This is a genomic window from Stappia sp. ICDLI1TA098 (assembly GCF_054880955.1).
Genome location: NZ_JBTZBT010000001.1, coordinates 1,652,742 through 1,665,403, shown reverse-complemented (window position 1 = coordinate 1,665,403; position 12,662 = coordinate 1,652,742). Strand labels below are relative to the sequence as shown.

The 12,662-nt window shown below is 65.7% G+C and carries 11 protein-coding genes; 6 read left to right on the top strand and 5 right to left on the bottom strand.

The window, feature by feature from the left end:
• The first annotated feature begins 314 nt into the window (after positions 1 to 314).
• On the top strand, positions 315 to 1,040 hold the full coding sequence (locus ACSLUQ_RS07535) for a carbonic anhydrase (RefSeq protein ID WP_417774254.1): 726 nt from the start codon (positions 315 to 317) through the stop codon (positions 1,038 to 1,040).
• An 89-nt stretch (positions 1,041 to 1,129) separates the two neighbouring features.
• On the opposite strand, the gene ACSLUQ_RS07530 is transcribed toward ACSLUQ_RS07535, so the two are convergent.
• On the bottom strand, positions 1,130 to 3,181 hold the full coding sequence (locus tag ACSLUQ_RS07530; protein WP_461808155.1) for a M3 family metallopeptidase: 2,052 nt from the start codon (positions 3,179 to 3,181) through the stop codon (positions 1,130 to 1,132).
• Between the two features lie 215 nt (positions 3,182 to 3,396).
• Between ACSLUQ_RS07530 and ACSLUQ_RS07525 the strand changes: the two genes are divergently transcribed.
• Positions 3,397 to 3,726 (top strand): flagellar basal body rod protein FlgC, encoded by a 330-nt coding sequence (locus tag ACSLUQ_RS07525; RefSeq protein WP_417774256.1) that lies wholly within the window; start codon positions 3,397 to 3,399, stop codon positions 3,724 to 3,726.
• Positions 3,727 to 4,265: 539 nt separating this feature from the next.
• Here the strand turns inward: ACSLUQ_RS07525 and ACSLUQ_RS07520 are convergent.
• The 3 genes from ACSLUQ_RS07520 to uvrA all read right to left on the bottom strand — a co-directional run bounded on the left by ACSLUQ_RS07520 (position 4,266) and on the right by uvrA (position 8,347).
• Positions 4,266 to 4,415, bottom strand: a complete 150-nt coding sequence (locus ACSLUQ_RS07520) for a DUF1127 domain-containing protein (RefSeq protein ID WP_417774257.1) — start codon at positions 4,413 to 4,415, stop codon at positions 4,266 to 4,268.
• Between the two features lie 390 nt (positions 4,416 to 4,805).
• A complete protein-coding gene (locus ACSLUQ_RS07515) occupies positions 4,806 to 4,955 on the bottom strand; it encodes a DUF1127 domain-containing protein (RefSeq protein WP_417774258.1) in 150 nt (49 codons plus the stop codon).
• A gap of 434 nt (positions 4,956 to 5,389) precedes the next feature.
• The gene (uvrA, locus tag ACSLUQ_RS07510; RefSeq protein ID WP_461808154.1) at positions 5,390 to 8,347 is read right to left on the bottom strand and encodes an excinuclease ABC subunit UvrA; all 2,958 of its coding nucleotides are present in this window, start codon (positions 8,345 to 8,347) and stop codon (positions 5,390 to 5,392) included.
• Between the two features lie 702 nt (positions 8,348 to 9,049).
• Between uvrA and ssb the strand changes: the two genes are divergently transcribed.
• Positions 9,050 to 9,625, top strand: coding sequence for a single-stranded DNA-binding protein (gene ssb, locus ACSLUQ_RS07505; RefSeq protein ID WP_417774260.1), 576 nt, complete (start codon positions 9,050 to 9,052; stop codon positions 9,623 to 9,625).
• 87 nt (positions 9,626 to 9,712) lie between these two features.
• Here the strand turns inward: ssb and ACSLUQ_RS07500 are convergent, their stop codons facing one another.
• Positions 9,713 to 10,666, bottom strand: coding sequence for a cation diffusion facilitator family transporter (locus ACSLUQ_RS07500; protein WP_417774261.1), 954 nt, complete (start codon positions 10,664 to 10,666; stop codon positions 9,713 to 9,715).
• 172 nt (positions 10,667 to 10,838) lie between these two features.
• Here ACSLUQ_RS07500 and ACSLUQ_RS07495 point away from each other — a divergent pair, with 172 nt between their 5' ends.
• The 3 genes from ACSLUQ_RS07495 (at position 10,839) to ACSLUQ_RS07485 (ending at position 12,644) form a co-directional block, all read left to right on the top strand.
• Positions 10,839 to 10,997, top strand: coding sequence for a DUF5993 family protein (locus ACSLUQ_RS07495; protein WP_417774262.1), 159 nt, complete (start codon positions 10,839 to 10,841; stop codon positions 10,995 to 10,997).
• An 8-nt stretch (positions 10,998 to 11,005) separates the two neighbouring features.
• Positions 11,006 to 11,569: a disulfide bond formation protein B gene (locus tag ACSLUQ_RS07490; RefSeq protein ID WP_417774263.1), complete on the top strand. Its 564-nt coding sequence runs from the start codon at positions 11,006 to 11,008 to the stop codon at positions 11,567 to 11,569.
• Positions 11,570 to 11,792: 223 nt separating this feature from the next.
• Complete coding sequence (locus ACSLUQ_RS07485; RefSeq protein WP_461808153.1) at positions 11,793 to 12,644, top strand: GNAT family N-acetyltransferase; 852 nt, start codon at positions 11,793 to 11,795, stop codon at positions 12,642 to 12,644.
• Positions 12,645 to 12,662 lie beyond the last annotated feature (18 nt).

The window sequence follows — 12,662 nt, the reverse complement described above, 5'->3', positions numbered from 1 at the left end:
GGCCGGGGCACAATCGGTGGGGTGCAACGCGCCCGAGATAGTCTTGCGTGCCGGGTCAGGCCTTGCATTTTGACATTGTTGAGGTTTTTCATTTACCAGTCCGCCGCTTACCGTTGAGGCAAAGCCTGTTTTCTCGTTCGAATCCTCGGTTCGGTGTTATTTTCTCCTTGGCGATTGCGGAAAACGGATAGCGCATGTGCTGTGGGACGTAGATTTTCCGTCCCGAGTGCGTGCTTTCGCTTTCCCGAAGCCGCGAGTGTGTTTGTCGCGTCGTTGGCCCCGGTCGACGGTCGCTTGAGAAGTGAGAACCAGGAATGTGTGACGATCATCAGCTCAACCTGTCGCGTCGCGGCCTGTTCGGTCTCGGCGCCGCCGCCGCCTCCACCGCCTTCGTCGGTGGCTTCATGTTGCCCGGCGCAGCCGCGGCACAGGAAACGGCGCCGGCTCCGAACGACATTTCCCCCGATGAGGCGCTGCAGCGGCTTGTCGAGGGCAACGGCCGCTATGTCACGAGCGCGCCGCGAAACGCCGATTTCTCGGTCGGCCGCGCCGCGCGCGCCGGCGCTCAGTATCCCTTCGCCGGCCTGCTGTCCTGCGCCGATTCGCGCGTCGGCCCCGAGCTGGTCTTCGACCAGGGCCCGGGCGAGCTCTTCGTCATGCGGGTTGCCGGCAATTTCGTCGATGTGAGCGGCCTGGCGAGCATCGAGTATGGCGTCGCCGTGCTTGGCATTCCGCTGCTCGTCGTGCTCGGTCACAGCAACTGCGGCGCCGTTGCTGCCACGATCGACGTCGTTGAGAATGGCACCGAGCTGCCGGGGCATCTGCCGGAGCTGGTCGACGCGCTGAAGCCGGGCGTCGAGAAGGCGCTTGCCGAAAAGCCCGCCAATCCGCTCGACGCTGCGACCCGCCAGAACGTGCTCTACAACGTAGAGAAGCTGAAGGCGGCGACGCCCATCGTGTCCGAGGCGGTTGCGGCCGGCAAGGTCAAGGTTGTCGGCGCGCTCTATGACATCGCCACCGGCAAGGTCGAGTTCATCTGATTTGGGCTGGCGGCGCGGATGTTCCGCGCCGCCGCTTTTTCGCGTCCCCTGCTTTTTTGCGTCCCCTGAGCGCGGCGAACCGCCGTGCCTCACACGAAGCCGCGTTTCCTCAGCAGCGCGCTTGCGTCCGGCAGCGCGCCGCGAAACGCCACATAGGCGTCCTTGGGATCCTGCCGGCCGCCGGCCGAATAGATCGCCTCGCGCAGCCGGCGCGCCAGATCCGCGTTGAAGATGTCGCCCGTCTCCTCGAAGGCGGTGAAGGCATCCGCGTCCATCACCTCCGACCACATGTAGCTGTAGTAGCCGGCCGAGTAGCCGTCGCCCGAGAACACATGGGCGAAGTGGGTCGGCCGATGGCGCATGACGATTTCGTCCGGCATGCCGAGCCGCGACAGCGTCTGCGTCTCCAGCTCCGCCACCTCGACCCTTTCCGCGCCCTTGCGGCTGTGCACGTCGAGATCGAAAATGGCCGAGGCCAGATATTCCACCGTCGAGAAGCCCTGGTTGAAGTTGCGCGCCGCCAGGACCCGCTCCATCAGCTCGGCCGGCATCGGCTTGCCCGTTTCCACGTGGACGGCAAAGCGCGACAGCACCTCCGGCTCCGACAGCCAGTGCTCGTAGAGCTGGGAGGGGAGTTCGACGAAGTCGCGCGAGACCGAGGTGCCGGAGATCATCGGATAGGTCACGTCCGACAGAAGCCCGTGCAGCGCGTGGCCGAACTCGTGGAACAGCGTGCGCGCGTCGTCGAAGGTGAGCAGCGTCGGCTCGCCCTTCGGCGCCTTGGCGAAGTTCATCACGTTGACAATGATCGGGCGGATGTCGCCACCGAGCTTCTGCTGACGGCGAAAAGCGCTCATCCAGGCGCCACTGCGCTTGGTCGAGCGGTTGAAATAGTCACCGAGAAAGAGGCCGACATGCGCCCCGTCGGCGCCCGTCACCTCGAAGGCGCGCACATCCGGATGGTAGAGGCCGAGCCCCTCGACCTGGCGAAAATTCAGTCCGAAGAGCCGCTGCGCGGTGTCGAAGGCCGCCTCGATGATGCGTTCGAGCTGGAAATAGGGCTTCAGCTCCGCCTCGTCGAGCGCATGGTCGCGCAGGCGCAGCTTCTCGGCGTAGAAGCGCCAGTCCCAGGGGGCGATCGTTACGTTGTCGCCGATCTCGGCGGCCAGTGCCTGGAGCGCGGCTGCCTCGCGCTTGGCCTGGGCGACGGCCGGCGTCCACACGGTCGTCAGCAGGTCGCGCACGGCCTCCGGCGTGCCGGCCATCGTGTCGTCGAGCTTGTAGCTGGCGAAATCCGCGAAGCCGAGCAACTCGGCGCGCTCGCGCCGCAGCCGCAGGATCTCGGCGATCACCTCGCGGTTGTCCGTGTCGCCAGCGTTCTCGCCGCGCCGGATCCAGCCGTTGAAGGCGATCTCGCGCAGGTCGCGGCGGGTCGAGAACTGCAGGAAGGGCTCGATCAGCGAGCGCGACAGCGTGATCACATGCTTGCCCGCATGGCCACGCTCGCTTGCCGCCTCCGCCGCCGCCTGGCGCAGGAAGGAGGGAAGGCCGGCGAGGTCCTCCTCCGTCTCCAGCAGAAGCTGGAAGCCGGCCTCGTCGGCCAGCACGTTCTGCGAGAAGCGGGTGCCCAGAACGGCGAGTTCCTGGGTGATCTCGGCCATGCGGGTGCGGCCCGCCTCGTCGAGAGCGGCGCCCGCCCGGGTGAACATCAGATGGTAGCGCTCGAGCACACGGGCCGCCTCGGCGTCGAGGCCGGATGTCGCGCGGGCCTCCCAGAGCGCGGCGACACGGGCATAGAGGTCCTGGTTGAGCAGGGTCTGGCTGGAATGGCGCGCGAGTTTCGGTGCGATGTCGCGCTCGATGCGCTGCAGGTCGGCCGAGGTGTGGCTGCCGGCGAGATTGAAGAACACCGAGGCGACGCGGGTCAGGTCGCGACCGGCAAGCTCCATCGCAGCGATGGTGTTGTCGAAGGTCGCGGGCTCGGGGTTCGCGGCGATGGCGTCGACCTCGGCACGCGCGCTGGCGAGCGCCGCCTCGAAGGCCGGCTCGTAGTGCCAGGTCTCGATCTCCGCGAAGGGCGGCAGGCCGAAGGGGCCGTTCCAGTCGCGCAGAAGCGGGTTGTCCGTGGCGGTATCGCTCATGAAGGGTCTCTCAAGGCTTGATTGCGGTCGGCGGGCGGCCCCGGAAGGCGGCGCGCCCGACCTCATATGGGATGCGGTCCTGATGTCGACTATGGGCCCGGTGCGCCTTGCTGTCAGCCCGCGCCTGCCGGTTTGCGCGCCGGGAAACGCCGAACCGTTCGAATCCGCGGCGTCCGGGAGAGGTTTCGTTAAGCCGGGGAGCCTAGCATTTGCCCATGTCCGCCCTGACCACGTCCCTTGCCGGTATGCTCGGCGCTCAGAAACGGTTCGAATCGTCCGCCCGGCAGATCGTCGCCAGCGGCGCCGAGGCCGGCAATGCCGTGTCCTCCGCGCCCTCGGGTGCGCCGCAATCCCCGCCTGCGGGCGGGGCCGCTCCCCTCGCCGGAGGGCCTCCCGGCGTGCAGTTCTCGCCCGACATGGCCAGCGCCATGATCGACATGCTGTCGGCCGAGCGCAGCTTTGAGGCGAACGCCACCGTCGCCCGCCGCAGCGCCGACATGGAGCGGGCATATCTGGACATGACCGCGCCCCGGCGGGACGAATAGTCCGACCGCGCGGCCATCGCCCGTGCCGGTCCGCGTCTGCGACAATTCCGCGTCCTTTCCCGACAGTTTTTCGAAAACCTGCATCCGGAGTTGCCGGAAATGCACGCGTGGACAGCCGCGCGCGGCATGCGCTGTGGCTGGTGATCGGAAGACTGTTCGGAAATGGGGGGGCAGAAAAACAAACGCCCACCGGGGGAGGAGGTCCGGTGGGCGTTCATTATAGGTGGTCAGCCTGGGAGGAGGTAAGCTGACCGGTAACGCGACGGGCTGGGAGGAGGAGTGCCCGTCTCGTTGACCCTGATATGGGGGAGTCTTGGCAAAGATGCCAGTGCATCTATCGCATAGCTGCCCCGCTTTTGGTGCAATGCAGCACGATTAGGTGCGGTGCAATGCCGCAGGTGGGCGCGATAAAGCCCGGAATTCCCTGCGTAAACGAAAAAAGCGCCAGCCGGTCAACCGGTTGGCGCTTTTTTTATCAGGTCCGCCGCATCGGGACTTTCGTCCCCCGACCAGGTTGTTCTGGTCGGCTCGTCGCCGCTTTAGCGGGTGTGGGTGCGGGCGATGAACTGAATGTCGCCGCGGCCGATGCCGAGATCGGCGAGCTCGCGGTTGGAAAGGCGGGACAGCTCGTCATACGTGCGACGATACTTCTGCCAGGACTGGTACTTGCGAACGATGTTGTTGATCATTGGAGCGTCTCCATCACTTTTGTTCTGGGCCTGAGCCCTTGTCGTTGGAAAAGGAGCGAAACGGGCCGGCGCGGCGATTGCTGCGCTGCACTGCGTTTCGTTCGTTGTCATATGGGAGCATTCGCGGCGTTTGTAACGCGCGAAAGCGGCATGTCCGACCTGCGCTTACCGCAGGGCGAACGACCCCTGAAACACCATTGGCCGGGGAGGCGGGTGGCCTCCCGCGTCAGACACGGACACGGCATCGGGGGGCTTTAAAAAATGCGATCGCCCGCCGGAGGGAGGAGAACCGGCGGGCGACGCAATTTCCGGAAAGGGCTGGGAGGAGGATGCCCTTCCGGGACACGAAAGGAGATAGGGGAGGAGGTCTATCTCCTTGGTCGTGATCGTTTATCGGCTGGCGCGACGGGCGATGAAGTGAATGTCGCCGCGTGCGATGCCGAGATCGTCGAGCTCACGGGTGGAAAGACGGGAAAGCTCGGACACCGTGGTCTGGTACGTCTTCCAGTTGCGGTACTTGCGGGTCAGGGTGTCAAACATTGTCGTCTCTCACAGCGTCTGGCGCGTGTCCGGTTCAGTCCGGTGCGGCGCCTCAATTCGATGACCAAGAGATAGTTTTTTCGGTTCGTGAAAAAAAGAGCGATTTCTGCACATCAGCCATGCGGATTGTGCATTGCAACAAGGATTGATGCGGCAACGCACCATAAATCCTCGGGAAACCCGCCTAGTGATTTGTTTTTGTGGGTGTTCCAGCCAGGGCGAGGGGCTGAATTCGGTCTGGTGGAGCGGCGGTCGGGCAGAGGCTTCGGGCACCTGTCGCGGTCTTCGGCAGGGCCCCGCCGGACCGGGCCGGGGAGTGCGCGGCGTGCACTGCAGCATTCTCCCCGACTCGGATGCGGAAAACGCTCCGCGAAAGCCGCAACACGCAGCCAGGGGCGGAGGCGCCTCGGCGGCGTGTTGCCTGTGCTGGTCCGTTATTCGGCGGCGGTGGCGCTGCGGCGCAGCGGACGGCGCTCCAGCACCTCCTTGAGGAACTGGCCGGTATAGCTTCCGGCGACCTCGGCGATCCTCTCCGGCGGCCCCTCCGCGACGACGGTGCCGCCGCCATCACCGCCTTCGGGGCCGAGGTCGAGAATCCAGTCGGCGGTCTTGATGACCTCGAGATTGTGCTCGATGACCAGCACCGTGTTGCCCTGGTCGACCAATTCGTGCAGCACTTCCAGAAGCTTGGCGACATCGTGGAAGTGCAGGCCGGTGGTCGGCTCGTCGAGGATGTAGAGCGTGCGACCGGTGGCGCGTTTTGACAGCTCCTTGGCGAGCTTGACGCGCTGCGCCTCGCCGCCGGACAGGGTGGTGGCCTGCTGGCCGACCTTGACGTAGCCAAGGCCGACACGCACCAGCGTCTCCATCTTGTCGCGCACCGCCGGCACCGCCTGGAAGAAGCGGGCGCCCTCCTCGACGGTCATGTCGAGCACATCGGCAATCGACTTGCCCTTGAACTCGACCTCCAGCGTCTCGCGGTTGTAGCGCTTGCCCTTGCAGACGTCGCAGGTGACGTAGACATCTGGCAGGAAGTGCATCTCGATCTTGATGACGCCGTCGCCCTGGCACGCCTCGCAGCGTCCGCCCTTGACGTTGAAGGAGAAACGCCCCGGCTGGTAGCCGCGCGTCTTTGCCTCGGGAAGCCCGGCGAACCACTCTCGGATCGGCGTGAAGGCGCCGGTGTAGGTTGCCGGGTTGGAGCGCGGTGTGCGGCCAATCGGAGACTGGTCGATGTCGATGACCTTGTCGAGATGCTCCAGCCCGTCGATGTGATCGTGAGGGGCTGGGGTCTCGCGGCTGCCGTTGAGCCGGCGGGCAGCCGCCTTGTAAAGCGTGTCGATCAGGAAGGTCGACTTGCCGCCACCGGAAACGCCGGTGATGCAGGTGAAGGTGCCGAGCGGCACATCAGCCGTCACGTTCTTCAGGTTGTTGCCGCGCGCGCCGGAAACCCGCAGCTTCCGGCCCTTGATGAAGGGCCTGCGCTCGGGCGGCAGGGGGATCGTCATCGCGCCCGAAAGATACTGTCCCGTCAGCGACTTCGGATCGGCGAGGATCTCCTCCGGCGTGCCCTTCGAGACGACCTCGCCGCCGTGAATGCCGGCGCCCGGGCCGATGTCGACCACATAGTCGGCATTCAGAACCGCGTCCTCGTCGTGCTCGACGACGATCACCGTGTTGCCGAGGTCGCGCAGGTGCTTGAGCGTGTCGAGCAGGCGCGCGTTGTCGCGCTGGTGCAGGCCGATGGACGGCTCGTCAAGAACATAGAGAACGCCCGTGAGCCCTGATCCGATCTGCGAGGCGAGGCGGATGCGCTGGCTTTCGCCGCCCGAGAGCGTGCCCGAGTTGCGCGACATGGAGAGATATTCCAGGCCCACGTCATTGAGGAACTTCAGCCGCTCGCGGATCTCCTTGAGGATCCGCAGCGCAATCTCCGACTGCTTGTCGGTGAGGGCGCCGGGAAGCTCCTCGAACCAGTCTCCGGCCTCGCGGATCGACATCTTCGAGATTTCGCCGATGTGCAGGCCGGAGATTTTCACGGCAAGCGCCTCCGGCTTCAGCCGGTGGCCGCCGCAGGCCGGGCAGGGGCGGTCCGACTGGTAGCGCGAGAGCTCGTCGCGCACCCAGTCCGAATCCGTCTCGCGCCAGCGCCGTTCGATGTTGTTGACCACGCCCTCGAAGGTCTTGGCGGTGCTGTAGCTGCGCACGCCATCGTCATAGACGAAGTCGATCTTGTTCCGGCCGGAGCCGAAGAGGATGGTGTCCTTCATCTCCTCGGGAAGATCCGACCAGGCGGTCGCCATCGGCACGGAGAAGTGGCGGCAGATGGCCTCCAGCGTCTGGGCGTAATAGGGCGAGGTCGAACCGGTCTTGGCCCAGGGCAGCACCGCGCCCTCGCGCAGGGTGAGCGAGTGATCCGGCACGACGAGATCCGGCTCGAAGGCCAGCGTCGTGCCGAGACCGTCGCACGAGGGGCAGGCGCCGAAGGGATTGTTGAACGAAAACAGTCGCGGCTCGATCTCCGAGATGGTGAAACCGGACACCGGACAGGCGAATTTCTCGGAAAACAGCATCCGTTCGTGGGTCTCGTTGCGGTTCTGCAGCACCGCGTCCTCGGCCGCCGGCGGCAGTGGCTTGTCGGCGAACTCTGCGATGGCGAGCCCGTCGGCGAGCCCGAGCGCGGTCTCGATCGAATCCGCCAGCCGCCCGGCGATGTCCTCGCGCACCACGATGCGGTCGACGACCACGTCGATGTCGTGCTTCAGCTTCTTGTCGAGCGCCGGCGCGTCGGCGATCTCGTGGAAGAGGCCGTCGATCTTGACCCGCTGAAAGCCCTTTTTCATCAGCTCGGCGAGTTCCTTGCGGTATTCACCCTTGCGCCCGCGCACGACGGGCGCGAGCAGGTAAAGCCGCGTGCCTTCCTCCAGCGCCAGGACCCGGTCGACCATCTGGCTCACGGTCTGGCTTTCGATCGGCAGGCCCGTCGCCGGGGAGTAGGGCACGCCGATGCGGGCGAACAGCAGGCGCAGGTAGTCGTAGATCTCGGTGACCGTGCCGACCGTCGAGCGCGGGTTGCGCGAGGTCGTCTTCTGCTCGATGGAGATGGCCGGCGACAGGCCGTCGATCTGGTCGACATCCGGCTTCTGCATCATCTCAAGGAACTGACGCGCGTAGGCCGAGAGGCTCTCGACATAGCGGCGCTGGCCTTCGGCATAGATCGTGTCGAAGGCAAGCGACGACTTGCCCGAGCCCGACAGGCCCGTCATCACGATCAGCTTGTCGCGCGGCAGGTCGATGTCGATATTCTTGAGATTGTGCTCGCGCGCGCCGCGTACGCTGATGACGCGGCGATCGGCTGCGGCGATGTCCGGGGTCGAACGCGACTTTGGCATGTGAATGCAAATCCCTGATGGCGATGTCGGCGCACGGCAGCAGGCAGGGACGCACGGCTGCCTTGCCCGTGACCGGAAAGAGCGATGAACGGGCCGCAGAGGCGGCGGGAGGGCCGTTCTACGACATGGATGGGCCTGCGTCGATTGGCATGGGCCGAACGCGCTTCATACGCGCGACCTTGCGAGTCCGATGAGTGAACATAGCGGGAACGTTGTCCGCTGCACAAGTCATCTTCGCATGGTTTTCAACCGCGCCCCTGCGGCAACACCGCCTCTATATGGGGGGCTCTTGATGAAAATCCCGGGGTTGGCTGCATTATTCCGCCAGATGAGCGCGGCGGCGGGAGCGACACGAGCTTGTGTCGGGCTCGTGATTGTGGAACAAAAACGGAACCGTTTGGCTTGGGCGGCGGCGTTCGCATGCCTCGTGCGCCGTCGTTTGTGGAAAAGCACCGCTTTGCGGGCCTTGCCGGGGACGCGGGCCCTTCGGCGCGCCTATGATGCGCCGCGAGGACGGCAGGGCGCGACGGGTGTCGGGCGCGACCGCACGGGACAGACAGTCAGCCGCCGCGGGGCAACGCAAGCCGCGCGCGACAACACCATATGAATATGGCGCAAGGCCCGTGATGATCGGCCGGCGCCGGGCGGGGTGCGGCGCTGGAGCGCGGCACCGGCCCCACGAGACAGGACAAGGAGACGAGGATGTCGGGAAGCGTCAACAAGGTGATCCTGGTGGGCAATCTGGGAGCCGACCCGGAAGTCCGGCGCATGCAGGACGGCCGTCCGGTCGTCAATCTGCGCATCGCCACCTCCGAGACCTGGCGCGACCGCAGTTCCGGCGAGCGCCGCGAGCGCACCGAATGGCACCGCGTCGTGATCTTCAACGAGGGCCTGGCCAAGGTTGCCGAGAATTATCTGCGCAAGGGCTCGAAGGTCTACATCGAAGGCCAGATCCAGACCCGCAAGTGGCAGGACCAGTCCGGCCAGGACCGCTATTCGACCGAGGTCGTGCTTCAGGGCTTCAACTCGACGCTGACCATGCTCGACGGGCGCGGCGAGGGCGGTGGCGCGGCCGGTGGCGGTGGCGGTGGCCAGTCGATGGGCGGCGGTGGCGGCGGTCAGTCCGTCGGCTATGACGACGGCGGCTACGGCCAGTCTTCCGGTGGTTTCGGCGGCGGCAGCGGTGGTGGCGGTGGCGGCGGTCGCTCCGGCGGCGGCGGCGGCTCGGGCGGCGGCTTCGGTGGCCCCGGCGACATGGACGACGAAATTCCGTTCTGATCCTGTCGGACAGAGAACGAAAAAAAGGCCGCCCTCGTTGGCGGCCTTTTGCTTTTGACGACCTGCGTCTGGCGGGCGCGACGCCCCTCAGCTCCTGTCGTGCATCGCGTCGGCGGCGGCCATCTCCTCGTGATGGCGGGTCGCCTGCACTTCGATGAACACCCGGCGCACGATGGGGAAGCGGGCCTTCACGGCCACTTCCAGAGCGTAGATCGCCTCTTCGACATTGCCGACGGTGAGATTGTCCTGGAAGTCGATGGACAGCGCCAGCAGCACGTCGCGCGGGCCGCGGTGCAGGGTGCGGATTTCGTTGAGCCGCGAGACGGTCGGCGTCGCCTCGACCACGGCCCGGATCGTCTCGACGACCTCGGGATCCGCGCCTTCTCCGACGAGGAGCCCCTTGGTCTCCAGAGCCAGGAAGAAGGCGGTCGCGGCAAGGATCAGGCCGATGCCGATGGATGCGGCGCCATCGAGCCAGGGAAGGCCGAGATATTCGACGCCGAGCAACCCGGCGAGCGCGACCACCAGGCCAGCCATGGCGGCCGTGTCCTCGAAAAGAACGGTGAAGATCGCCGGGTCCTTGCTCTCGCGCACCGCCTGGATGAGGCCGCGCTGGCCGCGCACCTGGTCGAACTCCTTGTAGGCGACCCACCACGCGCCGGCCTCGAAGATGATCGCCAGTCCCAGAACGGCATAGGCAATGATCGGCGAGGAGATCGGGTGCGGTTCGATGATCTTCTGTATGCCCTCGTAGATCGAAATTCCCGAGCCAACGGCGAAAATCAGGATGGCGACCACGAAGGCCCAGAAATACAACTCGACGCCATATCCAAAAGGATGTTTTTCGTCAGCCGGTTGCCGGGACTTTTTCAACCCATGCAGGAGGAGCCCCTGATTGCCCGTGTCGACGAGGGAGTGGATGCCCTCGGACAGCATGGCGGAGGAACCGGTATAGGCGGCGGCAATGAATTTCGTGATCGCGATGAGCGAGTTGCCGGCAAGCGCGGCGTAGATGACCTTCTTCGAGCCGGATGCGGCCATGAAATCGTCTCCGTGCGGGGTGTGTCCAGTATCGCGCGTTCGCTCCCTTATAACGCGGAGAACGGCAAACCGAACACCGGGAGCGGGCAACAGGGCATATGTTGCTTTTTCCGTCGCATCTCTCGGCTATGGTTCGCGAAACGCAAAACGACCGATTCCCGGAGCTGTCTCCATGTTTCTCACCGCGCTCTTCACTCTGCTCTTCGTAACGCTCTGCGTCGCGGCCTATGGCCCCAGGAAACTGATCATGCCGCTTGCCGGCGTCAGCTTCGTCGTCGCCGTGCTGGTCTACATGCACCACGCCACCGACGCGCTTCCCCTTTCCTTCTGAGGCCGACCATGATCTCCAGGACGACCGAAACCACGCTCAACGCCCTCGGCCTTTTCGCCATCTCGGCGGTGCTTCTCTTTGCCTTCTTCGATCAGGTCGTGAACGGCGAGCTGCCGTGCCCGCTCTGCCTGTTGCAGCGGGCGGGGTTCCTGCTGTTGTCCATCGGACCGGTTCTGAACATTGCGCGCGGTCCGCGTGCCTCCCACTATGGCATCACCATTCTGGCGGGCCTTCTCGGCGCGGGCTTCGCCATGCGTCAGGTGCTCCTGCACATCGAGCCCGGCGACGCGGGCTATGGCACGCCCTTCATGGGGCTGCATTTCTACACCTGGGCCTTCGTTGTCTTCGTCTTCGCGGTCGCCGCCTGCGCGGCCATGCTGATGCTGCGCGCGCCCGAAACCGCGGATGAGAGCGGGCTGACGCCGAAGCCGGGCCTGTTCGGCCGCCTCGCCGTTCTCTCGGTGGTGTTGATGGCCGCCCTCAATGGCGCCAGCACGCTCCTGGAGTGCGGCTTCGAAGCCTGCCCGGACAACCCGGTCAGCTATCAGTTGCTGTCGCCCGCCAGCCTTTGAGGGCAGGCCCCGCTGAGGGCAGGGCCCGCGCCGGGGCTGACGCGCGTAAGGTTTCCTGGAAGATTGCCGCGGCGGGCGCTCCGATGCCCGCCGCGGTTCGCGTTTCGGCACCGCGCTTTGCGGCCTCGGCCTCGCAAGGTCGGCGCGATTGACGCCCCACACCGCGCTTCGTATCACTGTGCGCGTGTTTGAACGCCCTTCGATGCGTGTCCGGGAGCCTGCAATGTCGACGCCTCTTGCCATTCGCCAGATGACGCCTGTGGATCTGGAACGTGCCCTGGACTGGGCCGCTGCGGAGGGCTGGAACCCGGGCGTCGACGACCTCAAGCCGTTTCTGGCGAGCGATCCGGAAGGCTTCCTGGTCGGCGAGTTGCAGGGCGAGCCGGTCTGCTGCATCTCCGCCGTTCGCTACAGCGACGACTATGGCTTCATCGGCTTCTACATCTGCCACCCCGACCATCGCGGCAAGGGCTACGGCAAGGCGATCTGGGATCGTGCCATCGCGCATATGGGCGCGCGTACCGTCGGCCTCGACGGTGTGCCGGCGCAAGAGGAAAGCTATCGCTCGGCGGGCTTCGCCAGCGACTATCGCACCATCCGCCACGGCGGACTTGCCATGGCGGAGCCGCCGCTCGATCCACGCATCTCGATGCTCGGCCAGGGCATCCTCGCCTCCGTCCTCGCGTATGACCGGCCCTTCGTGCCGGCCGGCCGCGACCGCTTCCTGAAGAACTGGTGCTCGCCGATGGCCGACGGGCGCCAGGGCTTCATCTTCATGGAGGACGGAGAGTTGAGGGGCTATGGCGTGATCCGCCAGTGTCGGGAAGGCTTCAAGATCGGCCCGCTCTTCGCCGACACGCCGGACATCGCCGACGCGCTGTTTCGCGCGCTTGCCGGACAGGTGCGGGGCCAGTTCGTCTATCTCGATGTTCCAGAGCCCAACGACGATGCGCTGGCGCTGGCGGAGAAATACGAGCTTTCGCCGGAGTTCGAGACCGTGCGGATGTACAAGGGGCAGACGCCGGCGCTCGCGCTGGCGCGCACCTACGGGGTCACGACGCTCGAGCTTGGCTGAGGCGGGCGGGCGAGGGCG

Bases quoted from the DNA above. Each gene is read 5' to 3' on its own strand.
- ssb (WP_417774260.1), top strand. From the start codon at position 9,050: ATGTCGGGAAGCGTCAACAAGGTGATCCTGGTGGGCAATCTGGGAGCC.
- uvrA (WP_461808154.1), bottom strand. From the start codon at position 8,347: ATGCCAAAGTCGCGTTCGACCCCGGACATCGCCGCAGCCGATCGCCGC.
- ACSLUQ_RS07520 (WP_417774257.1), bottom strand. From the start codon at position 4,415: ATGATCAACAACATCGTTCGCAAGTACCAGTCCTGGCAGAAGTATCGT.
- ACSLUQ_RS07530 (WP_461808155.1), bottom strand. From the start codon at position 3,181: ATGAGCGATACCGCCACGGACAACCCGCTTCTGCGCGACTGGAACGGC.
- ACSLUQ_RS07535 (WP_417774254.1), top strand. From the start codon at position 315: ATGTGTGACGATCATCAGCTCAACCTGTCGCGTCGCGGCCTGTTCGGT.
- ACSLUQ_RS07495 (WP_417774262.1), top strand. From the start codon at position 10,839: ATGTTTCTCACCGCGCTCTTCACTCTGCTCTTCGTAACGCTCTGCGTC.
- ACSLUQ_RS07515 (WP_417774258.1), bottom strand. From the start codon at position 4,955: ATGTTTGACACCCTGACCCGCAAGTACCGCAACTGGAAGACGTACCAG.
- ACSLUQ_RS07525 (WP_417774256.1), top strand. From the start codon at position 3,397: ATGTCCGCCCTGACCACGTCCCTTGCCGGTATGCTCGGCGCTCAGAAA.
- ACSLUQ_RS07485 (WP_461808153.1), top strand. From the start codon at position 11,793: ATGTCGACGCCTCTTGCCATTCGCCAGATGACGCCTGTGGATCTGGAA.
- ACSLUQ_RS07490 (WP_417774263.1), top strand. From the start codon at position 11,006: ATGATCTCCAGGACGACCGAAACCACGCTCAACGCCCTCGGCCTTTTC.
- ACSLUQ_RS07500 (WP_417774261.1), bottom strand. From the start codon at position 10,666: ATGGCCGCATCCGGCTCGAAGAAGGTCATCTACGCCGCGCTTGCCGGC.